This window comes from Rhodococcus sp. IEGM 1354 (assembly GCF_030056855.1).
GTDB lineage: Bacteria > Actinomycetota > Actinomycetes > Mycobacteriales > Mycobacteriaceae > Rhodococcoides.
Window position 1 is genome coordinate 284,867 of record NZ_JASHKT010000007.1, and the last position, 22,014, is coordinate 306,880.

The window sequence follows — 22,014 nt, forward strand, 5'->3', positions numbered from 1 at the left end:
CGGGCCCGCCCGCCGTCCCGCCCGACCCCGCGCCACGTCGCCCCTGCCGGGGCCCGCCCCCCCCACCGGGGCGGGGGGTTTGGCCCCCCCGCCGCACACCCCACCCCCCCCACGACGGTCAGGCTCCCTTACTGAGGAAACCGAGCAGATCGTGGCGAGTGATGACGCCGACGGGCTTGCCCTCTTCGACGACCATCAGCGCATCCGACTCCCCGAGGGCCTTGGTGGCGTCGGAGACGGTTTCGCCCGCACCGATCAGTGGGAAGGGCGCGCTCATGTGCTTGGCAACGGGGTCGGCCAACGCGGCGCGCCCCTCGAACACGGCACTGAGCAGGTCCCGCTCGGTGACGCTGCCGGCAACCTCGCCTGCCATGACGGGCGGCTCGGCTCCGACGACGGGCATCTGCGAGACGCCGTACTCGCGCAGGATCTCGATGGCGTCGCGCACGGTCTCGGACGGGTGGGTGTGCACCAGATCCGGCAGCGCGCCGGACTTGCCGCGCAGCACTGCGCCGACCGAGGTCTCCTCGGTCGTACCGTCCAGCCGCGAACGCAGGAATCCGTACGAGGACATCCACGAGTCGTTGAAGATCTTCGCCAGGTAGCCGCGGCCACCGTCGGGCAGCAGGACGACGACCAACGCGTCGGGGCCTTCGCGCTCGGCAACCTGGATGGCCGCGACAGCAGCCATGCCGCACGAGCCACCGACGAGCAGACCTTCCTCGCGGGCAAGGCGACGAGTCATGTCGAACGAGTCGTTGTCGGACACGGCGATGATCTCGTCCGGGATGGACGGGTCGTAGGCGGTCGGCCAGAAGTCCTCACCGACACCCTCGACCAGGTACGGACGTCCCGTGCCACCGGAGTACACCGATCCCTCGGGGTCGACACCGATTACCTTGACCTTGCCGCCGGACATTTCCTTGAGGTACTTGCCGGTGCCGGAGATGGTTCCGCCGGTGCCGACGCCTGCGACGAAGTGCGTGATCTTGCCGTCGGTGTCGGCCCAGATCTCGGGCCCGGTGGTCTCGTAGTGGCTGGCCGGGCCGGCCGGGTTGGCGTACTGGTTCGGCTTCCACGCGCCCTCGATCTCTCGGACGAGCCGGTCGGAGACGCTGTAGTAACTGTTGGGGTCTTCGGGCGCGACGGCCGTGGGGCAGACGACGACCTCGGCACCGTAGGCACGCAGCACGTTGCGCTTGTCCTCGCCGACCTTGTCGGGGCACACGAACACACACTTGTAGCCACGCTGCTGAGCGACGAGCGCGAGGCCGACGCCGGTGTTACCGGACGTGGGCTCGACGATGGTGCCACCGGGCTTCAACTCGCCCGAGGCCTCGGCCGCGTCGATCATCTTGACGGCGATGCGGTCCTTCGACGAACCACCCGGGTTGAGGTACTCGATCTTGGCTGCGACCGTGCCGCCGCCGTCGCCGATGACGGAGGACAACTTCACCAACGGGGTGTTGCCGATGAGTTCGGTGATGTGCTGTGCGATGCGCATTGCTCCATCTTCCCAGATGCAGGTATTCGACTCTCGGCCACGGCTGTCGACACCCGCATACGATGGTGCGGGGGCACGACGAGAGGGATCGATCTGTGACGGCGAGCGGATGGCGTACCGCCGCGAAAGCGAGCGCCGCGACGGTACTTGCAGGCTCAGGAGCAGGGACTGCGTCCTGGGCCGCGTACCGGCATCTGATGGGACAGGCCGCCGCGGCTCGCGGTGTCATCGGACGCAACATTGCCAAGCCACCCGAGGCCGACGGGGTCTACACCGCCGGCTGCGCAGCACCTGAGCGGTGGCGCATGGGAAGTTCAGCAGATATTCATCTGATGATCTTCGGCGACTCCACCGCGGCAGGCGTGGGTTGCACTGTGGCCGACGAGGTCCCGGGTGTCCTGCTCGCCCGCGGGTTGGCCGAGGAAACCGGTCAGCGAATCCGCTTGAGTACCAAAGCAATTGCAGGTGCCACCTCCAAGGGGCTCGAAGGTCAGGTCGACGCCATGTTCGTCGCGGGCCCGCCACCCGATGCCGCGGTGATCTTCATCGGCGCGAACGACGTCACGAAGAAGTTCTCCATTCCGGCGTCAGCGGCAAGGCTGGGCGATGCAGTCGAACGATTGACGGCCAAGGGCTGCGTCGTCGCGGTGGGAACGTGCCCCGATCTCGGTGTCGTGACGGCCATTCCGCAACCTCTGCGTACCGTCGTCCGCAATTGGGGTCGGCGGCTGGCCCATGCCCAGACGGCCAGGACTCTCAGCGCCGGCGGGCATCCGGTAGCCCTGGCGGATCTGCTGGCACCCGAGTTTCTGGCCGCCCCCGACACGATGTTCTCGGCGGACCGCTTCCACCCGTCCGCTGCGGGGTACGAGCTGGCCGCCCAACAGATTCTGCCGGTGCTCGCCTCCGCCCTCGGCGTATGGCACGGCGGCCCACTGCCCGAACTGCCGACGGTGTCCGCCGCCGCCGAATCACGCAGAGCCATCCCCCGCGCCACCGCCGCGTTGGACCGCTTCCTGCGCCGCAGAACTGCCGAGCTCGACGCCGAAATCGGCAGCGCGGCGGAGGATCTCCTACGTCGTGGAGATGGCCGTCAGGCAGGGTTGTAAGTTCGATCAGGAGACATCGCCTACTCGGCGGTAACAGAGCAGGTAAGCAGTATCGATATCGAAGGAGATCTCATGCCAGAGGCAGTCATCGTCGCCACCGCGCGCTCACCCATCGGTAGGGCAATGAAGGGGTCGCTCAAGGAAATTCGCCCCGACGACCTCACCGCTCAGATGGTCGCCGCTGCGCTGGCCAAGGTGCCCTCGCTCGACCCGAAGGACATCGACGACCTGCTCCTGGGCTGCGGCCTGCCCGGCGGGATGCAGGGCAACAACCTCGCCCGCATCGTCGCGGTTCAGCTCGGCTACGACTCGCTCCCCGGAACGACGATCACGCGCTACTGTTCGTCCTCGCTGCAGACCACCCGCATGGCGCTGCACGCGATCAAGGCAGGCGAGGGTGACGTGTTCATCTCCGCAGGCGTCGAGAGCGTGTCCAGCTTCATCCACGGCAGCTCGGATTCGCTTCCGGAAAGCCACAACCCGATCTTCGCCGACGCCGAAGCCCGCACCAAGAAGGCACAGGAAGAGGGCGCGGACAGCTGGACCGATCCCCGCGAGAACGGTGAGCTGCCCGACGCATACATCGCGATGGGCCAGACGGCCGAGAACGTCGCGCTCCTTACCGGCATCAGCCGTGAGGACCAGGACCGCTGGGGCGTCCGCAGCCAGAACCGCGCAGAAGAGGCCATCAACGCCGGCTTCTTCGAGCGCGAGATCACCCCGGTGACCCTGCCCGACGGCACCGTCGTCAAGACCGACGACGGCCCTCGCGCCGGCACCACGTACGAGAAGATCAGCCAGCTCAAGCCGGTATTCCGACCGAACGGCACCATCACCGCCGGTAACGCGTGCCCGCTCAACGACGGCGCAGCAGCGCTCGTCATCATGAGCGACACCAAGGCCAAAGAGCTCGGCCTGACGCCGTTGGCTCGCATCGTCTCCACCGGAGTCACCGGTACGTCCCCCGAGATCATGGGCCTCGGCCCGATCGAGGCCACCCGTAAGGCGCTGAAGATCGCGGGGATGTCCATCTCCGACATCGACCTGTTCGAGATCAACGAGGCCTTCGCGGTGCAGGTCCTGGGCTCGGCGCGCGACCTCGGCATCGAGGAGGACAAGCTCAACGTCTCCGGCGGTGCCATCGCGATCGGCCACCCGTTCGGCATGACCGGTGCGCGCATCACCACGACGCTGCTGAACAACCTGACCACTCAGGACAAGACGTTCGGCGTCGAGACCATGTGCGTCGGCGGAGGCATGGGTATGGCCATGGTGCTCGAACGTCTCAGCTGATCCGAGACACACAACGACAAAGCCCCGCCCTCCGAATCGGAGTGGCGGGGCTTTTCGCGTGAGTACTAGTCGTTCTGGAAGTAGCTCAGCAGACGCAGGATCTCGACGTACAGCCAGACCAACGTGATGGTCAGACCGAGTGCGACGCCCCAGGCTGCCTTCTCGGGAGCCTGTGCACGGATCAGCTGATCGGCCTGGTCGAAGTCGAGCAGGAAGCTGAACGCCGCGATGCCGATGCAGACGAGGCTGAAGATGATGGCGATGGGTCCGCCGTCACGCAGCCCGAATCCACCGTCCATGAAGAAGCTGGCGACGAGGTTGCCGAGCATGAGCACGACGACACCGATGAGGGCACCGACGATCATGCGAGTCAGACGCGGAGTGACGCGGATGGCACCGGTCTTGTAGACGACCAACATGCCGAAGAACACACCGAACGTACCGAGAATGGCCTGGCCGATGAGAGCCGATCCGCCGACTCCGCCGAACGAGACGTCGGTGAACATCAGCGACAGCGCGCCGAGGAACACACCTTCCGCTGCGGCGTAGGCGAGCACGATTGCCTTGTTGTCCATCTTGCGACCGAACGTCGCGAACATGACCAAGCCGAAGCCGATCAAGCCTCCGCCGATCACGAACGGGATGGCCAAGCCCGGATTACCCGAGACCAGGAAGTACGAGATGATCGCCGTGACGCTGAGCACACCGAGCGTGATGCCGGTCTTGGTGACGACGTCGTCGATCGTCATGGCCCGCTGAGCGGGCTGCGTGGTGTACGGGTCGGCCTGCATTCCGGGATGCTGGCCGAACGTTGCGGCCTGCGAGGCTCCAGCCGTCGCAGATCCGAATGTGGCGTATCCGCCGCCCTGTTGCTTGGGCAGGTTGCGGAACACCGGGTTGCTGGAGGTGCGCACCGTGTCTCTTCCCTTCGTAAGTTCTGATCCCCACCGGGGATCTCCCCGTCGGTCATCAGTAGAACGTTCGACATCCGGACAAAAGTTCCCGTGACGAGAACCTCTACGTCGGACAAAACGGACTCTACCGGGTCGCCCCTCGACAGGCAGCCACGACCGCGTGTGTGACACCGAATCGAAACGGGCACTATGAGGAAATGGCAATCGAAGACGGACCCGACCAGACCTTGGACCAAAGCGAAAGCCTCGACTCCGACGAGGTGCGCAACGACGACGGGGACACCGTGGTCGATCCCCCGGACCACTGGAGCGAAGCCAACAGTTTCGGCACCACCGCCCGTGAGGCGGCCGAGGGCGAGAGCCTCGACCTCAAGCTCAGCGAAGAAGAACCCGACATCGCCGTCGAGGAGGATCTCGACCGCCCGATCACCGAGACCCCGGACGACGAACTGACCGAAGAACTGGTCGACCACGTCATCGAGGAGTCCGACGAGGACCCCGACATCGATTACGCGGAGGGCCAGCGTCAGGCCGAGATCGTCGAAGGCACTCTCGTCGAGGATCGTGGGCGCGACAGAGGCCAGATCGACGGCACCCCGGAAGACGGCGGCCCCGTCACCTGACGTTCGCGCACCTGGTGTTCACCGTCACTCGCTCGGGCGCACCGAGCGAGTGACGGTGAACTTCGTGTTGCGACCCATCGGATCGGTGGGCCCGACGGCGTCGGCGAGAGCCCGACGATAGTTCAGGTGGGTATTGAACACCGTCCACATCTGTCCGCCTGGTCGCAGCACGCGTCCGGCGGCCTCGAACAACTTGCCTGCCCCGCCTGTGTGTACTGCAGCGCCCTCGTGGAACGGAGGGTTGCAGACGATCAGATCCACCGACTGGGACTCGAACGTCGACATCGCGTCGTCGGCCACCACCGAGATCGTCGTCCCGTTCGCTTCGGCGGTGGCAGCGGCCGACGCGATGGCCGCGGCCGATCGGTCCGTCGCGATCACCTCGAGACCGGGCCTGGTTCGAGCCAATTCGGTCGCGAGGATTCCACTGCCGCACCCCAGATCGACGGCGTTGGTTGCGCGAGGTGCCATCTTCGGCACGAACCCCAGTAGGAACCTCGTCCCGATATCGAGGCCGGCCCCGGCGAAGACCGCGCCGTGAGCCACGACCGTCAGGCCGAGGTCGTCGATTCGCTTGCTGACCGGATACGTCATCTCGGACGGCGTTGCCCCGGTCGCGGTCAGCACCCGCGCCTTCTGCCGTCCCCGGCCCGCCGTGACGGTCTCGAACGACCGCCCGAGGATGTCGTTCATCGCGGGCGTCATGTGTTTGTCTCGCCCGCCGGCCAGGACGACGACATTCTCGGGCGCATGCGCCGCGATGTGCTCGGCGATCTCGGTGAGCTCGGCCAGACCTCGCGGCAACTGCATCAACACGGTGCCGACGCCGTCGAGCAGTTCCGCACCCAGCCCGTGGTGGGTGTACGTGCCGACCATCGACACCCGCGCCGCGTTCAGTTCCAGAGCTCGTATGCCAGTGACAGCGTCCTGATGCACCCGCACGTCGGTGAACCCCAAGGCTGTCGCTCCCAGAGTCAGAGCGCCGTAGCGATCGCCGATCACAGCTATCGGCGCCGTGCGGTCGACCCCCAGCTCGTCGACGGTATCGAGCAGCAGGCGATCTGCCGCGTCGACAGCATGCAGATTGGGCGCCTCGGCATCGGGCTCACGCCGCAGAGCTTCGAATAACGTTTCATCGGACACCCGGGCAGTATTCCACCCTGGCAGCTGTGCCCCGACCGGTCGTTTCGACGGTTCACCGGCCCGTTCCGCGCGGCAAGTGGCTATTGCGACCGATGAGGTGCATGCTCGGGGAATGGAACACAAAGACAAGAACGAGGCGCTCTTCAGCCATCCCGACGACGCATCGACCGATGCCTCGGCCGAAGCGACGAAGCCCGCCGTCTACACCGCCCTCTTCAGCGGTGCCAACGACTGACCCTCACGACAGGTATCGCAGGTACTCCAGCGCCTTGGTCGCGTGTACGTGACCGCGCTCGCTCTGCACCACCATCCGCACCGTACGGTGCCGATCGATCACGAACGTCGTCCGCTTCACGGACAACAACTGCCGTAGGTAACTGCGACGAGCCACGTTCGAGTGGCCGCGCTCGAAATCCCGAAGTCGACGCCTACGGGCGAACCACCCGCCGCGACGCACTCCGAACTGTTCTGCCACCGCACCGTCGGAATCCGAGAGCAGCGGGAAGTCGAACGACCGCTGCAGCGCGAAATGTTGGTTCTTGTCTCGGGTATCGGTGCTGATGCCCACTCGCTGCGCACCGAACCTGCCGAACTCGGCACCCAGATCCCGGAAATGGCACGCCTCGGCCGTGCAGATCGGACTGTTCGCGGCCGGATAGAAGAACAGCACCACCGGCCCCGACGCCGTCAGCTCGGTGAGAGCACGGCGTTCACCGGAATGATCGGGCAGCTCGAAATCCGGGGCGGTCTGTCCGATTCGCATGACGCAGAGGGTACCGCCCAGCTCGGAACGAGCCGGGCCGTGGCCGTCAACCGCGCGGTACCAGCCACTTTCGCAGTCGTGCGGTGACGAACGGCATCACCACGTACACCATCAGCGGAGTGCACATCATCACCACGACCGCGGTGCGCAGGGCCACGTTCAGGTGGGTGAGATGCGGGGTGATCACGAGGTTCACCAACAGGCTGACGGCATAGAACGCAACACCGATGGACACGGCCTGCTTCCACCGCGGCGGCGGACCGCCCACGACGCGCACGGCGTCGGTGAGGTTCGACTGTGGCTCGAACCATCCCTCAACGCCGGAAAGGCGATGTGTCACAACGTCGTCGGCTATCGGTCGACCACGGCCGAGCCAATCGCGCCTGGCTTCCGAACGCAACCACGCCTCGAGATGGTCGTGCGTCTCGAAGCGATACACCACGTGATAGTCACTGGATTCGGCCGAACTGCGCAGCCAGCCTCCGCCGAGAAAGCCCGGGAAGGTTCGCACCAGGTCGATGCCCCGGTCGGTCCATTCGACGAAGTCCGCCTCGTGTCCCTCGCGAACGCGTCGTGCGACCGAGGTCGTGACGTGCTCGAGCGTGTCGGTCATGGCCATGGGGTCCCCTCCTGCGCTGGTTCGTCGTCGATGCGTTCTACACAGACTGTGTCGAAATGGACCGAGTATCAAATCAGGAACCGGATTGCAGACCGATGGCATACTGGAGCTCGCTGTGTGACTATTCGTCCACGAGCTTCCATCGCGATCGGTCTGGAGTGGACGTATGGCACCGAGCGAGACCGAGTACGAACTCGACGACGTCGACCGACGGATCGTCACCGAACTGAGCCGAGACGGCCGCATGTCCATGCGGGCCCTCGCCGAGGCCACCCACATTTCCCGCGCACATGCCTACGTCCGCGTCGACCGCCTCGTCGACGAAGGTGTGATCGAGGGTTTCACCGCCCGTATCGCGTACGAGAAAGCCGGGTTCGGCGCATCCGCCTATGTCGCACTGTCGATTCGGCAGGATTCCTGGCGCGCTGTCGCCGACGACCTCAGCACGTTCCCCTTCGTCGAACACGTCAGCTTGATGGGCGGTGATTTCGACGCCTTGGTCCTCGTCCGCGCTCCGGACAACTCGGCATTGCGGCACCTGGTGCTCGACAAGTTGCAAGGGCTGGACGGGATACTCTCGACGCGGACGTGGCTGATCTTCGACGAAGCAGTCGGCCCCGGAGCGCAGTGGTTCACGCCGAAGCCGAACAGGAGACATCCATGAGCGCCACCGAAGAGTCCGCCCTCTCCGACGTCGTCGTCATCGGCGGCGGCATCGGCGGTGTCTCACTCGCATACGAACTCGCCGGCGACCGCCGCGTCACACTGCTCGAGCGTGAGTCCACGCTGGCGTTCCACACCACCGGTCGATCCGCGGCTCTGTTTCTGGAGACGTACGGCAACAACACGATTCGCGCCTTGACGACCGCCAGCCGAGACTTTCTGGTGAACCCACCCGACTGCTTCCGGTCGGATTTGCTCACTCCGCGTCCGCTGTTGCAATTCGCGGCAACGGGACGCGGCGATGCCCTCGAAGCGATGTACACCGAGGTCAGTCGCCTCACTCCCGACGCGCAGCTGGTATCCCCCACCGACGCCTGCACATTCTTCCCACCGCTGCGGCCCGAGCTGATCGATTGCGCTCTGTACGAACCGCATTCGATGGAGGTCGACGTCCATGCGCTGCATCAGGGCTTCGTCGGTGGTCTACGGCAGCGGGGCGGTCGGATTCACACCAACGCTGCGGTGACCGAACTCGAGCGAGTGAACGGTCTGTGGCACGTACGCACCTCGAACGGGACGACGCATCGGGCTCCACTGGTCGTGAACGCGGCAGGGGCCTGGGCGGATGTCGTCGGCGCGATGGCGGGGGCCGGCCACATCGGCCTGGTTCCCAAGCGCAGGTCGGTCTTCATGGTCTCCGCACCCGACGATCTCGACACCGAGAAGCTGGCGACCCTGAGCGACATCGACGAGAAGTTCTACATCAAACCCGAAGGGGCACAACTCTTGTGCTCGCCGGCCGACGAGACGGCGGTCGAACCGAGCGATGCCCGCCCGGACGAGTTGGAGATCGCGCGGGCGTTCGACGACATCGCCGAGGCGACCACCCTGACTGCGCGGCACGTTCGTTCGTCCTGGGCCGGTTTGCGCAGCTTCGTTCCCGATCGCACCCCGGTGGTCGGGTTCGACCCCGAGCTCGAGGGCTTCTTCTGGTGCGCCGGGCAGGGCGGCTACGGAATCCAGACGTGCGCGGCGCTGGCTCGGGTCGGTGCGGCTGTCGTTCGCGGAGAACCGGTTCCGGCCGACGTGGCCGAGCGCGGTCTTCTCGAAGCGGATCTGTCGCCCCGCCGCCTCGGCTAGAGGCGCTGCGCGCCACGTGCGCGGAAACTCGACCTGGGCTACGAAGTTCCACTCACGACGTGAGACGTCAGCCGGCAACGACGCGTCGCAGATCACGCACTGTCGTCCGATAGATGCCCAGCAGGTCGGCATCGCGCCCGCCGTCGATTCGTACCGCCCAGTCGTCGAAGGCTATGCGCAGGGCCATACCGGCACTTTCGACCAACAATCGTGCATACGAACGTGATTCGTGGCCACCGAGGCGCTCGGTCACCGCATCGGTGACGCGGCACAGTGTCATCGCGTCGGCCGCGAAGGCTGCGGCTCGCAGATGCGCGTCGATTCCGATCAGTCGCCGAGTGCGCAGGAGTCGGTCACGCGCCTCCTCGGGCGCTGTCGACAGTCGCTCGACGGACTGCTCGTACAACGCTTCGATTCCAGGCAACGTGATGTGCTCGGGCGCGGTAGCAGCGAGCCACTGGTCGAAGTCGACCTCGAAGTCAGGGTCGACGCCGAGAACGGACTCCTCCTTCGAGGCGAAGCTGCGAAAGAACGTACTCGGTGACACCCCCGCTCGGCGCGCGATCTCGTCCACCGTGGTCGCGGCGCAGCCCTGCTTCTCGAACAGCTCGAGTGCGGCGCGAGTGATCTCGAGCCGAGTGTCTCGGCGACGTCGCTCTCGCAGGTCCGGCACTCGTTCGCTCATCCTCGTCCATCCGTCGGCTGCGGTCGTCATTCGCTGTCAACTTACCAGCAATCGTCAAGTTGACAGTCACTGTCATAATGATTGAAGCTATCTACATACGATTGCACGCTTCGATCCCATACGCGAAAGTTTGTCGACACATGAGTTCACCCGAGACCGACCGCACCCCCGACGAGCAGCTCGCGCCGGGCAGCAAGCTACTGATCGGCATATTGGTCATCGCGGCCTTCGTCATGATCCTCAACGAGACGATCATGAGCGTGGCGCTCCCGACCCTGATGGTCGACCTCGAGATCACGGCAACGACGGCCCAGTGGCTCACCACCGGATTCCTACTGACCATGGCGGTGGTCATTCCCGTCACCGGCTACCTGTTCCAACGCTTCACGCTGCGTCAGGTGTTCATGACAGCGATGACCCTGTTCACCGTCGGCACCCTGCTCGCGGCCTCGGCCCCCGGTTTCGAGCTACTTCTGCTCGGCCGCATCACGCAGGCCAGCGGGACGGCGATCATGCTGCCGCTGCTCATGACAACGGTGCTCACCGTCGTCCCGGCCCACAAGCGCGGCGCGATGATGGGTGTGATCTCCATCGTCATCGCCGTCGCACCGGCCGTTGGCCCCACCATCTCGGGAGTCATTCTCGACTCGTTGAATTGGCGTTGGATGTTCTGGCTCGTGCTTCCCATCGCGCTCGTCGCGTTCGGTATCGGAACCACACTGGTGAAGAACGTGACCGAGACGGGACGGCCCTCGTTCGATCCCGCGTCGGTCGTGTTGTCCGCCTTGGCGTTCGGTGGCATCGTCTACGGACTGAGCAGCCTCGGCCATTCTGCCGAGGAGTCCGTCGTACCGGTCTGGTTGCCGTTGGTGGTGGGAGTGATCGCACTCGTCGTCTTCGTGCTGCGGCAGATCGCCCGCCAGGAAAGCGGCGGCGCGCTGCTGGACATGCGTCCGTTCCGCACCCCCACCTTCAGCATCGGACTCGGCATGATCGCGATCTCGATGATGGCCCTGTTCGGTGCCCTGATCCTCCTGCCGATGTATCTGCAGAACGTGCGCGGTCTCGACACACTCGCAACCGGCCTGATGCTCCTGCCCGGCGGATTGCTGATGGGTCTGCTCGCACCCTTCGTCGGACGCATCTTCGACCGAATCGGGCCGCGTCCGTTGGTCATTCCCGGAGCCATCGTGGTGAGCGCCGCGTTGTGGTCGATGACGGTACTGGACGCACAGTCGGCACTACCGCTGGTCGTCGGAATCCATATGCTGCTCTCGGCGGGGCTCGCGCTCATCATGACTCCGCTGATGACCTCCTCGCTCGGATCCCTACCCACCCGCCTGTACTCGCACGGCAGCGCAATCTTCAACACCGTGCAGCAGCTGGCCGGAGCCGCTGGCACCGCGTTGTTCGTCACCGTCATGTCGAACACTGCAGCAGCCCGAATCTCCGACGGGGCAACGCAGGTGGGTGGTTCCGAGGCAGGCATCCACACCGCATTTCTGTGCGGTGGGGCGGTGTCACTGGTGGCGGTGGCTGCGTCGTTCTTCATCCGAGCACAGGCAAGCGATGATCGAGACGAGGCCGTGTCGGCGCAACCGGTTCACTGAACCACGGCGGGATCCCCACCGCGCCGCCGCGATCAGCCGAGCGAGATCAGATCGAGCGGGTGAGTCAGCAGACGACCGACCAGGGCGAGGAATTCCGACCCCTGCTGGCCGTCGACCAGTCGATGATCGAACGAGAGCGACAGTGTCGTCACCGACCGTAAAGCGATCTCGCCGTTGTGTTCCCACGGTGTTCGACGGATGGACCCGAAGCACAGGATGGCCGCCTCGCCCGGGTTGAGGATCGGCGTGCCTGCGTCGACTCCGAACACCCCCACGTTGGTGATGGTGATGGTGCCGTCGGCCAGATCGGCCGGACTGCTCTTGCCCTCCTTCGCGATACGCGTCAGGTCGGCCAGGGCACGCGCGATGTCCACCAGAGAGAGTTCGTGAGCGTTCTTGATGTTGGGCACCATCAATCCGCGGGGTGTCGCAGCCGCGATGCCGAGGTTGACGTAGTACTTCGTCACGATCTCCTGCGCAACCTCGTCCCAGCTCGAGTTCAGCGACGGATTCGATTTCAGGGCAACGAGAACGGCTTTGGACACCAGAGCCAACGGCGTCAGACGCACGTCCCGGAAATGCGTCGAGGACCGCAGCGACTCGAGGAGTTCGAGCGTCTCGGTCACATCGACCGTTACGAATTCGGTGACATGAGGTGCTGTGAACGCACTTCGCACCATGGCCTCGGCGGTGTGCTTGCGCACACCCTTGATCGGAGTGCGCTCCTCCCGACCCGTCCGCCCGGATCCCGACTGCTGCACATCGGTGTCACTCTGCAGATACGACTCCACGTCCTGACGGGTGACGTCGCCGTGGCGTCCACTCGCGCGCAACGCGTTCAGATCGACGCCGTTGTCCTTGGCCATCTTTCGTACCGGTGGGGCCGCTAGCGGCTTTCCGTTCCGATCGGTCGGCGCGAACGCTGCGGGTGAGTCGACGCGGCCACCGCGTCGACTCGAGCCTTCCTTCGCGACGCCGTAACCCACGAGCACCGGGACTCGCTCGTCCTCGTCCGCCACGGCACCCTGCTCGGAACTGGTCGGCTCCAGGGAACCGTCCTCGGATGCCGCCCCCTCGACAGTGCTGGGTTCGTCCTCACCGCCGACTCTGATGTCGATGATCGGCACTCCGACCTCTACCGTGTCGCCCTCGGAAACATGCAGGGCAGCAACGACACCGGCGAACGGTGAAGGCAACTCGACCGCCGCCTTGGCCGTCTCGACCTCGGCGATGTTCTGGTTGAGTTCGATGGTGTCTCCGACCGCGACGAGCCACGTCAACAGGTCGGCCTCGGTGAGGCCCTCCCCCAGGTCGGGCAGCGGAAAACTCTTGATGGTGGACATCGTCGAATCCTGTTCGGTCGGTATCGGCGGAGAATGTGTGATCGAGGCGAAACGGCAGCTCAGTGGGAACGGCAGCGGTCCACTGCGTCGAGGATCCGGTCGACGTCGGGAAGATAGAACTTCTCGAGCTTCGACGCCGGGTACGGAGTTCCGAATCCACCGACCCGCAGCACCGGCGCTTCGAGGTTGTAGAAGCACCGCTCGGAGATGCGAGCGGCTATCTCCGAGCCGAGTCCCATGAAGACCGGTGCCTCGTGTGTGACGACGAGCCGTCCGGTCTTGCGCACCGACGCTTCGACGGTCTCGAAGTCGATCGGCGAGAGCGACCGCAGATCGATGACCTCGATCGAGATACCCTCGTGTGCCGCAACTTCGGCTGCCTTACGGGCAGTGGAGACCAACGGTCCGTAGGCCACCAGTGTGATGTCGGTGCCCTCGGTGACCACCCGCGCCCGATGCAGCGGAAAGGCGGTGTCGAGATCGTCGACACCGAGGTCGATCGGACTCTTCTCCCAGTATCGACGTTTGGGTTCGAAGAACAGCACGGGATCGTCGCTGGCAATGGCCTGCTGGATCATCGAGTAGCCGTCGGCGGCGTTGCTGCAGGTCACCACGCGCAATCCGGCGGTCTGGGCGAAGTAGCCCTCCGGTGATTCCGAATGATGTTCCACTGCACCGATTCCGCCGCCGTAGGGCACTCGGATGGTCATCGGGATCTTGACATTTCCGCTCGTGCGATAGTGCAGTTTGGCCACCTGCGACACGATCTGATCGAACGCCGGGTAGATGAAGCCGTCGAACTGGATCTCGCACACGGGACGGAATCCGCGCATCGCCAGGCCCACTGCGGTACCTATGATGCCCGATTCGGCCAGCGGCATGTCCAGTACTCGTCCGGGCCCGAAGTCCTTCTGCAGACCGTCGGTGATGCGGAACACGCCACCGAGCTTGCCGATGTCCTCGCCCATCAGCAACACCTTGGGGTCGTTCTCCATAGCGCGACGCAGGCCGGCATTGATGGCTTTGCCGAGCGGCAGGCTGGTGGGCCGTTCCAGGGTGGTCATGACGTGACTCCTTCGAATCCAGCTTGGTAGGAGGCGAATTGGGCCCGCTCGTCGTCGAGCAGAGAGTGCGGGTCGGCGTAGACGTTGTCGAACACCGTCATCGCTGCGGGTTCGACGGTCTCGAGGCATCCGCGACGCAGTTCGGCGGCGACGTCGTCCGCCGTCCGCTCGACCGAGGCCACGAACTCCTCGTCGAACACGCCGATTCGTGTGAGCAGCTTCTCGATTCGGTCGATCGGATCCTTGGCACGCCACTCGTCGTCCATCGCCCCGGATCGATATCTCGTCGGATCGTCGGACGTGGTGTGCGGCCCCATGCGGTAGGTGACGGCTTCGATGAGTGTCGGGCCGCTGCCCTCACGGGCTCGGGCCAGCGCTGCTCTGGTCACGGCCAGCACAGCGAGAACGTCGTTTCCGTCGACTCGTACCGATGGGATGCCGAATCCCTCACCGCGTGCCGCGATCGTGGACTTGGTCTGCACGGTGACCGGTTCGGAGATCGCCCACTGGTTGTTCTGGCAGAAGAACACCACCGGTGCATGGAAACTGGCCGCGAACCCGAGAGCTTCCGAGATATCGCCCTGGCTGGTCGCTCCGTCTCCGAAGTAGGTGATGGCCGCACCGTCGGCACCCTCTAGCTGCATGCCGATCGCGTATCCGGTCGCGTGCAGGCCTTGCGAACCGACGATGATCGCCGGCGTCGTCATGCGATATTCGTACGGGTCCCATCCCGACAGGGTCGATCCCCGCCAGAAACGGAGCATCCGCGTGGGATCGACTCCGCGGCAGTAGGCGACTCCGTGCTCGCGGTAGCTGGCGAACACGAAGTCCTCGGAGTCGAGTGCGCGGGCCGAGCCGACCTGCGCCGCCTCCTGTCCGAGCAACGGAGCCCACAGCCCCAATTCGCCTTGCCGCTGCAGCGCGGTGGCCTCGGCGTCGATGCGCCGGACGACCACGAGATCGCGATAGATCTCCTTCATCGCAGCCGTGTCGATGTCCGCGACCAGAGGTGAATACGTCGCGTTGCGGACCACCGTTCCGGATTCCTTGATCAGCTGTACCAGCGAGGTGGTGTTCATGTGCGTGGCACTCTCCGTCGTGATGTGATGTCCTTCACAAGGACACCACCGACGCCCAGCGTGCACAAGTGACGACTTCAGAATTACGCAGTGTGCACAATATCGGGTAACGACCGAGCTACAGGAAGTGCGCAATGACCGATCTGGACAAGACCGACGCCCGACTCCTCCTCGCCCTGTGCGCCAAGCCTCGAGCCACCGGCGTCGAACTGGCCACCACGTTGGGCCTGTCCCGCAACACCGTCCAGGCACGTCTCGGGCGGTGGGACGACAAGGGATCTCTGACCCCCATCGATCACCGTATTCCGCCGAAGTCGCTGGGACGTCCGTTGCAGGCCTTCGTGACCGCTCAGGTCAATCAGCACACGTTGGCAGCGGTCACCGAGCACCTGCGCACGATTCCCGAAGTGCTCGAGGTGTTCGGCCTGTCCGGCGCAGCGGACATGCACATCCGCATTGCGGCGGTCGACGCCGACGACCTGTACCGAATAGCCGGCCTGATCCTCGACATTCCTGGCGTCGAGCGGACCAACATGTCGATCGCCATGTCCGAGCTGATTCAGTATCGAACCAAGCCGTTGCTCGAACAGCTCGCCGACGACGGCCGCCGCTGAGCACCCCGACCATCCCCGCCGGGCCGATACCGACCGCATCACGCAATCTGCACGGTCCGAGCGATGCCGGTTGACCGCTCTGCGTCGTGCACGACACCCTGTGACGGACAAGACATCCGGGCAGCCGCTGCATCTGCTCCCATCCCCTGACCGAAAGAGACCGATTGTGTCCGTCGTTGCCGACCACTCTGCCGTCACACCCACTGAACTACGCTCTTCTGTTGCCCGGAACGCGAATTCGGCACCTGCACCGGCTGCAGTCGGTGTCTTCGACCGGCCCGACATGCCACACGACTCCGCGCACGAGCGAGTGGTGTTCTGCCACGATCGAGACACCGGTCTGCGGGCGATCATCGCGATTCACTCGACCGTGTTGGGACCGGCACTCGGCGGAACGCGCTTCTACCCGTACGCAACCGAGCAGGACGCCGTGACCGATGTACTGCGACTCTCCCGTGGGATGACCTACAAGGCGGCTGTGGCAGGGGTCGATCTGGGCGGCGGGAAGGCAGTCATCCTCGGCGACCCGACCGTCGTCAAGACCCCGACATTGCTCGAGGCCTACGGTCGGTTCGTCGAATCGCTCGGCGGCACGTACGTCACGGCAGGCGACGTCGGCACCAACAGCGACGACCTCGATATCATCGCCGAAGAAACGGCCTACGTCGTCGGTAAGAACACCACCGCGGGCGGCACCGGAGACAGCGGTCCACAGACGGCGCTCGGGGTCTATCTCTCCCTGCTGGCAGCAGCCGAATCGACTTGGGGCTCCGACGATCTGACCGGCAGACGAGTAGGTGTCGAAGGAGCAGGCAAGGTGGGTTACAACCTGGTGGCGCTCCTGCGCGGAGCAGGAGCCGACGTGCTCGTGAGCGACTCCTACGAACCCGCCCTCGATCGGATCGCCCAAGACTTCCCCGGCGTCGCGATCGGAACCGACCTCATCGGTGCCGACATCGATGTGTACGCCCCGTGCGCCATGGGAGCAACGCTCGACGCGGCCTCGGTGGACCGGCTGTCGGCGTCCATCGTGTGCGGTGCCGCGAACAATCAACTGCTCACGCCCGACGTCGAATCGTTGCTGGCCGCCCGGGGCATCGTCTGGGTACCGGATTACGTGGCCAACGCCGGCGGCTTGATTCAGGTGGAAGGTGAACTGCGCGGACGAAACTCGGCCGAGGTGATGGCCACGATCGGAGAGATCCGCACTACCGTCGCCGGCATCTTCGCCATGGCACGCAGCGAAGGGATCCTGCTCGGAGCAGCCGCGGACCGATTGGCCGAGAAGCGAATTGCGGCCGCCCGGGGTTAGGGACCTCACGCCCGGTGCGCTCCACCCTGCGGCGAATGCGCCGCCCTGACCTCAGGAGTGGAGCGCACCGTTCGATCTACTGCAGCGCCCGTCTACTGCAGTGCAATGTACTTGGTCTCGAGGTATTCCTCGATCCCTTCCGAGCCACCCTCTCGTCCGAAGCCCGACTCCTTCACACCGCCGAAGGGGGCCGCGGCGTCGGAGATGGCACCCCGGTTGACCCCCACCATGCCGGTGTCGAGAGCAGCCGAGACCCGCAGAGCCCGATCGAGGCTCTCGGTGTAGAAATAGGCCACCAATCCGTACCGGGTGTCGTTGGCCGCGGCGACGGCCTCGTCCTCGGTCTCGAATCCGACGATGGCGGCAACCGGCCCGAAGATCTCGTCGCGCAACAGGTTTGCGTCGGCCGGGATGCGGTCGAGCACAGTGGGTGTGAAGAAGAAACCGGGACCGTCGGGCGCCGATCCGCCGGTGCGGATGCGGGCTCCCTTCGCAACGGCATCGTCGACGAGTGCCGACACCGTCCGTCGCTGCTTGTCGTTGACGAGTGGTCCGATGTCGGTACCGTCGCGATCACCGGGGCCGACCGTCAGTGCCTCGATTCTCGCGGTCAGCTTCTCGGTGAATTCCTCACGCACGGAGTTCGCGACGTACAGCCGATTCGCTGCCGTGCACGCCTCGCCGCCGTTGCGCATCTTGGCCAGCATCGCCCCGTCGACAGCGGCGTCGACGTCGGCGTCGTCGAACACGATGAACGGCGCATTGCCGCCGAGCTCCATCGATGTCCGAAGCAGTCGGTCGGCTGCATTGCGCACCAACAGCTTTCCCACTGCGGTCGATCCGGTGAACGTGACCTTCCTCAGTCTGGGGTCGTCCATCAACGGCCCGGTGACGGAGGCGGCATCGGAGGTAGGCAGTATCGACAGCACACCGCTGGGCAACCCCGCGTCGGCGAACACCTGGCCGAGCAGGAGCATCGTCAGTGGGGTGTCCTCGGCCGGTTTGACGACGACGGTGCAACCCGCTGCAAGCGCGGGACCGATCTTGCGAGTTCCCATGGCCAGCGGGAAGTTCCACGGAGTGATCGCGAGCACCGGGCCGACCGGCATCTTGGTGACCAGGATTCGGCCGTTACCGGCGGGCGCAGGGGTGTACCGGCCGCCGATCCGGACCGCTTCCTCGCTGAACCAGCGCAGGAATTCACCGCCGTAGTTGACTTCACCGCGACTCTCCGCCAACGACTTTCCCATTTCCAGGGTCATCAACAGCGCGAAATCGGCTGCACGCTCCTGCAGCAGGGCGAAGGCGCGCCGCAGCATCTCGGCTCGCTCCCGTGCAGGCGTTGCCGCCCACTCCGGTTGCGCCGCGGCAGCGAGATCGAGGGCCGCGATGCCGTCGGCTGCGCCTGCGTCGGCGACGGTGGTCAGTTCCTCACCGGTGGCGGGATTCAGGACGGCGACTCGCGCGCCCGACTGCGCCGGGGTCTGCTTTCCACCGAGCCACAGGTCGGTGGGCAGAGAGGACAACAGCTGCTCGACGGCCATGTCAGAGGCCCTTCGCAGCGTCGCGCAGTGCGTTTTCGAGGACCGTGAGAGCGTCGTCGAGCAACTCGTCGGAGATCACCAGCGGCGGAAGCAGGCGGATGACGTTGCCGTAGGTTCCGCACGTCAACACGATCACGCCTGCCGCGAGTGCGGCAGCAGCAACGGCTTTGGTCGCCTCGGGGTTCGGCTCACGTCCACCCGGTACGACGAGCTCGACGGCGAGCATGGCCCCACGGCCTCGAACCTCACCCATGATCCCCACCTCCGGCATCAACGCCGTGAGCCGATCGACGACGATGCGTTCGATGTCGCGGGCGCGGCCGTTGAGGTCGAGAGTGTCCATCTGTTCGATCGATGCCAGCGCAGCGGCGCACGCGACGGGATTGCCTCCGTAGGTGCCGCCGAGCCCACCGGGATGCACGGCGTCGATCAGGTCGGCCCGGCCTGTCACCGCGGCCAGCGGCATACCGCCCGCGATGCCCTTGGCCATGGTGATGAGGTCCGGCACGATGCCCTCGTGCTCGCTGGCGAACCAGGCACCGGTGCGGGTGAATCCGGACTGCACCTCGTCGGCGATGAAGACGACATCGTGCTCGCGCGCCCACTCGACCAGCGCAGGCAGAAAGCCGTCCGCCGGCACGACGAAGCCGCCCTCACCCTGGATCGGTTCGATCAGGATGGCAGCGAGATTGTCTGCGCCGACCTGCTTTTCGATCATGGAGATCGCACGGGCGGCGGCCTGTGCACCGGTGACGGCCGATCCGTCGGCGCCGAGACCTTCCCGGAACGGGTACGACATCGGAACTCGATACACCTCGGGAGCGAACGGCCCGAATCCACTCTTGTACGGCATCGACTTGGAGGTCAGCGCCATCGTCAGGTTCGTACGGCCGTGATAGGCGTGGTCGAACACGACGACGGCCGAGCGGCCGGTAGCGTGCCGGGCGATCTTGACTGCGTTCTCGACGGCCTCGGCACCACTGTTGAACAGGACGGTGCGCTTGTCGTGATCACCTGGCGTCAGTTCGGCCAGCTTCTCGGCGACCGCGATGTATCCCTCGTAGGGCGCGATCATGAAGCAGGTGTGCGTGAAGTGAGCGACCTGATCCTGCACGGCGGCAACGACAGCCGGATTCGACGCACCCACGGTCGTCACGGCGATACCGGCACCGAGGTCGATCAACGAATTGCCGTCGACGTCGACCACGACGCCGCCGTCCGCGTCGGCCACGTACACCGGCAGCGTCGATGCAACGCCTGCACCGACGACGGCCTTGCGGCGCTCGGCCAGAGCCGAAGATTTCGGGCCGGGGAACGCGGTGACGATCCTGCGCTCCTGCGGAAGTCGGTATTCGATCGAAGCCATGGTCGCACCTTTCGGGTTGGTCTCTGTGCAGTAAGTATGCGACCGCGAGGATCGAGCGGAGACTGCCGATAAGTACATTCAAGAGCAGAAGCACACGCCATTTCGTCAGGCACGATTACAGTGCGACAGGTGAGTGTGCAGATTTCCTGGTTGTTGAGACAACGCGACCTCCGGCTGAGTCATCGCGGCGGACCCGAGCGCAGCGGCGCCGCCATCACCTTCGCGCAAGCGACCGAGCTCACCGATCCGAGTCCGTGGCTGTCCGGCGGCGAGCTGATCCTCACGACAGGTCTCGGCTTCGACTCCGGCGGCCCCGCACTCGCGCAGTACGTCCGCACCCTCCGAACGGCAGGGGTTGCCTGCCTCGGATTCGGAACCGGTCTCTCGCACAACGTGATTCCGCGAGAGCTTCTCGACGCGGCAAACGAGGTCGGGCTACCCGTCGTCGAGGTTCCCTACGACACTCCCTTCGCCGCGGTCATTCGGGCGGTCACCACACGCATCGCCGAACAGGAGTACGAGGAAGTTCTGCGGGCGGCGTCGGTGCAGAGCCGCATCACCCGCGCCGCACTGCACGGCGGCGTCGACGCGATCGTGCGCGAATTGGCGGTCGCCACGTCCACCTCCGTCGCGCTGATCGGACATCGCACCGAGGCGTTTCATCCGGTCGACGCGGCGGATCTGGTCGCGCAGGCCCGTGAGATCGCCGCCAGTATCCGTCCGTCGTCGTCGCCCGCGACGGTGTCGGTGAGCGAGCCGGGCCGCACCGTGAGCCTGCACTCGGTACCGATCACCGCCAGTGCGCCGAGCTTTCTCGCGATTCGCACGAAGGGACCCGTGACGGGAGTCGAACGGATATTGCTCGGGCATGCGGTGTCGCTGATAACTCTCGAACTGGAAAAGCCTGCGCGGCTGCGCGCGGAGCAGACGGCCCTCAATTCCCGTGCGCTCGGACTTCTCCTCGACGGGCATCTCCTGTCCCCGGGCGACACACAGGTACCGAGCTATCTCGCCGACGCGGCCGACGACGACTCACGCATCACCGTGGTGGCACTCCGCGGCGCGACGGGGCGGACGGGGTCCATCGCCGATGCCGTCGATGCTGGGTTCCGCGCCCACGCACGGCCGACGTTCGTCAGGTCCACCGACGACGGTGCCGAGATGCTGCTGCCCGGCAACGACGCGACTTTCATTGCGCAGCTGATGAATTCGCTCCCCCGATCGGTGTGCGCGGGGGTCGGTACCGACATGCACATCACCGAGGCCCCCACGGCGCTGAGACAAGCGCGGCTCGCGTGCGCGGCGGCCGGTCCCGGTGATCGGGTCGTCCACTTCACCGGGTCGATGCTGTTGGCGTCGGAACCGGTCCGGGCGTCGTTGCGCGCCATGGCTGCCGTCACCATCGCTGTACTGGCCGAGTACGACCGCACCCACACCGCGGATCTGGTGGGTTCGCTTCGGGCGTTCCTGGAGGCCAACGGGCACTGGGAAACCGCCGCTGCCCAACTGTCGGTGCATCGTCACACCTTGCGCAACCGCATCACACGATGCGAGGAGTTGCTGAAGGTGGATCTGACGTCGGCACGGGTGCGCGCGGAATTGTTGCTCTCCCTTCTGGCGGCATGA

General features: G+C 65.4%; 21 protein-coding genes. 10 read left to right on the forward strand and 11 right to left on the reverse strand.

Annotated elements, in window-relative coordinates; genetic code table 11:
- Window positions 1-118: 118 nt before the first annotated feature.
- Window positions 119-1,504, reverse strand: coding sequence for a cystathionine beta-synthase (locus QM588_RS17575; RefSeq protein WP_283315182.1), 1,386 nt, complete (start codon window positions 1,502-1,504; stop codon window positions 119-121).
- Window positions 1,505-1,566: 62 nt separating this feature from the next.
- Between QM588_RS17575 and QM588_RS17580 the strand changes: the two genes are divergently transcribed.
- A complete protein-coding gene (locus tag QM588_RS17580; RefSeq protein ID WP_442972941.1) occupies window positions 1,567-2,613 on the forward strand; it encodes an SGNH/GDSL hydrolase family protein in 1,047 nt (348 codons plus the stop codon).
- Between the two features lie 72 nt (window positions 2,614-2,685).
- The gene (locus QM588_RS17585) at window positions 2,686-3,906 is read left to right on the forward strand and encodes an acetyl-CoA C-acetyltransferase (protein ID WP_283315187.1); all 1,221 of its coding nucleotides are present in this window, start codon (window positions 2,686-2,688) and stop codon (window positions 3,904-3,906) included.
- 65 nt (window positions 3,907-3,971) lie between these two features.
- Here QM588_RS17585 and QM588_RS17590 read toward each other — a convergent pair whose 3' ends face one another.
- Entirely contained in the window at window positions 3,972-4,820 is an 849-nt protein-coding gene (locus QM588_RS17590; RefSeq protein ID WP_283315190.1) for a Bax inhibitor-1/YccA family protein, read from the reverse strand.
- Window positions 4,821-5,017: 197 nt separating this feature from the next.
- Between QM588_RS17590 and QM588_RS17595 the strand changes: the two genes are divergently transcribed.
- Complete coding sequence (locus QM588_RS17595; protein ID WP_027496244.1) at window positions 5,018-5,443, forward strand: hypothetical protein; 426 nt, start codon at window positions 5,018-5,020, stop codon at window positions 5,441-5,443.
- A gap of 24 nt (window positions 5,444-5,467) precedes the next feature.
- Here the strand turns inward: QM588_RS17595 and QM588_RS17600 are convergent, their stop codons facing one another.
- A complete protein-coding gene (locus tag QM588_RS17600) occupies window positions 5,468-6,586 on the reverse strand; it encodes a class I SAM-dependent methyltransferase (protein ID WP_283315194.1) in 1,119 nt (372 codons plus the stop codon).
- 112 nt (window positions 6,587-6,698) lie between these two features.
- On the opposite strand from QM588_RS17600, the gene QM588_RS17605 reads away from it, so the two are divergent.
- Window positions 6,699-6,821 carry a hypothetical protein gene (locus QM588_RS17605; RefSeq protein WP_255032376.1) on the forward strand — a complete coding sequence of 41 codons (123 nt, stop codon included), beginning with the start codon at window positions 6,699-6,701 and terminating at the stop codon, window positions 6,819-6,821.
- Window positions 6,822-6,824: 3 nt separating this feature from the next.
- On the opposite strand, the gene QM588_RS17610 is transcribed toward QM588_RS17605, so the two are convergent.
- Together QM588_RS17610 and QM588_RS17615 are read right to left on the reverse strand one after the other, a co-directional pair.
- Complete coding sequence (locus QM588_RS17610; protein ID WP_027496242.1) at window positions 6,825-7,349, reverse strand: peroxiredoxin; 525 nt, start codon at window positions 7,347-7,349, stop codon at window positions 6,825-6,827.
- Window positions 7,350-7,395: 46 nt separating this feature from the next.
- On the reverse strand, window positions 7,396-7,962 hold the full coding sequence (locus QM588_RS17615) for an antibiotic biosynthesis monooxygenase (RefSeq protein ID WP_032366526.1): 567 nt from the start codon (window positions 7,960-7,962) through the stop codon (window positions 7,396-7,398).
- A 172-nt stretch (window positions 7,963-8,134) separates the two neighbouring features.
- On the opposite strand from QM588_RS17615, the gene QM588_RS17620 reads away from it, so the two are divergent.
- Both QM588_RS17620 and QM588_RS17625 read left to right on the forward strand, forming a co-directional pair.
- A complete protein-coding gene (locus tag QM588_RS17620; protein ID WP_027496240.1) occupies window positions 8,135-8,632 on the forward strand; it encodes an Lrp/AsnC family transcriptional regulator in 498 nt (165 codons plus the stop codon).
- Complete coding sequence (locus tag QM588_RS17625) at window positions 8,629-9,771, forward strand: NAD(P)/FAD-dependent oxidoreductase (RefSeq protein ID WP_283315200.1); 1,143 nt, start codon at window positions 8,629-8,631, stop codon at window positions 9,769-9,771. The genes QM588_RS17620 and QM588_RS17625 overlap by 4 nt, the downstream gene beginning before the upstream one ends.
- A gap of 67 nt (window positions 9,772-9,838) precedes the next feature.
- Here QM588_RS17625 and QM588_RS17630 read toward each other — a convergent pair whose 3' ends face one another.
- The gene (locus QM588_RS17630; RefSeq protein WP_283315202.1) at window positions 9,839-10,486 is read right to left on the reverse strand and encodes a TetR/AcrR family transcriptional regulator; all 648 of its coding nucleotides are present in this window, start codon (window positions 10,484-10,486) and stop codon (window positions 9,839-9,841) included.
- Between the two features lie 110 nt (window positions 10,487-10,596).
- On the opposite strand from QM588_RS17630, the gene QM588_RS17635 reads away from it, so the two are divergent.
- Window positions 10,597-12,066 (forward strand): MDR family MFS transporter, encoded by a 1,470-nt coding sequence (locus QM588_RS17635; protein ID WP_283315204.1) that lies wholly within the window; start codon window positions 10,597-10,599, stop codon window positions 12,064-12,066.
- 32 nt (window positions 12,067-12,098) lie between these two features.
- Here QM588_RS17635 and QM588_RS17640 read toward each other — a convergent pair whose 3' ends face one another.
- The 3 genes from QM588_RS17640 to pdhA are packed head-to-tail and all read right to left on the reverse strand — an operon-like array spanning window position 12,099 to window position 15,552.
- Window positions 12,099-13,409: a dihydrolipoamide acetyltransferase family protein gene (locus QM588_RS17640; RefSeq protein ID WP_283315206.1), complete on the reverse strand. Its 1,311-nt coding sequence runs from the start codon at window positions 13,407-13,409 to the stop codon at window positions 12,099-12,101.
- 59 nt (window positions 13,410-13,468) lie between these two features.
- Window positions 13,469-14,473, reverse strand: coding sequence for an alpha-ketoacid dehydrogenase subunit beta (locus tag QM588_RS17645; RefSeq protein ID WP_032371090.1), 1,005 nt, complete (start codon window positions 14,471-14,473; stop codon window positions 13,469-13,471).
- The gene (pdhA, locus tag QM588_RS17650; RefSeq protein WP_283315209.1) at window positions 14,470-15,552 is read right to left on the reverse strand and encodes a pyruvate dehydrogenase (acetyl-transferring) E1 component subunit alpha; all 1,083 of its coding nucleotides are present in this window, start codon (window positions 15,550-15,552) and stop codon (window positions 14,470-14,472) included. Before pdhA ends, QM588_RS17645 begins: the two co-directional genes overlap by 4 nt.
- 134 nt (window positions 15,553-15,686) lie before the next feature.
- On the opposite strand from pdhA, the gene QM588_RS17655 reads away from it, so the two are divergent.
- Both QM588_RS17655 and QM588_RS17660 read left to right on the forward strand, forming a co-directional pair.
- Entirely contained in the window at window positions 15,687-16,166 is a 480-nt protein-coding gene (locus QM588_RS17655) for an Lrp/AsnC family transcriptional regulator (RefSeq protein WP_027496234.1), read from the forward strand.
- Between the two features lie 283 nt (window positions 16,167-16,449).
- Entirely contained in the window at window positions 16,450-17,478 is a 1,029-nt protein-coding gene (locus QM588_RS17660; RefSeq protein ID WP_283315212.1) for a Glu/Leu/Phe/Val family dehydrogenase, read from the forward strand.
- A 92-nt stretch (window positions 17,479-17,570) separates the two neighbouring features.
- Here the strand turns inward: QM588_RS17660 and QM588_RS17665 are convergent, their stop codons facing one another.
- Together QM588_RS17665 and gabT are read right to left on the reverse strand one after the other, a co-directional pair.
- The gene (locus QM588_RS17665) at window positions 17,571-19,022 is read right to left on the reverse strand and encodes an NAD-dependent succinate-semialdehyde dehydrogenase (RefSeq protein ID WP_283315214.1); all 1,452 of its coding nucleotides are present in this window, start codon (window positions 19,020-19,022) and stop codon (window positions 17,571-17,573) included.
- A 1-nt stretch (window position 19,023) separates the two neighbouring features.
- Window positions 19,024-20,388, reverse strand: a complete 1,365-nt coding sequence (gabT, locus tag QM588_RS17670) for a 4-aminobutyrate--2-oxoglutarate transaminase (protein ID WP_283315216.1) — start codon at window positions 20,386-20,388, stop codon at window positions 19,024-19,026.
- 129 nt (window positions 20,389-20,517) lie between these two features.
- On the opposite strand from gabT, the gene QM588_RS17675 reads away from it, so the two are divergent.
- A complete protein-coding gene (locus tag QM588_RS17675; RefSeq protein ID WP_283315219.1) occupies window positions 20,518-22,014 on the forward strand; it encodes a PucR family transcriptional regulator in 1,497 nt (498 codons plus the stop codon).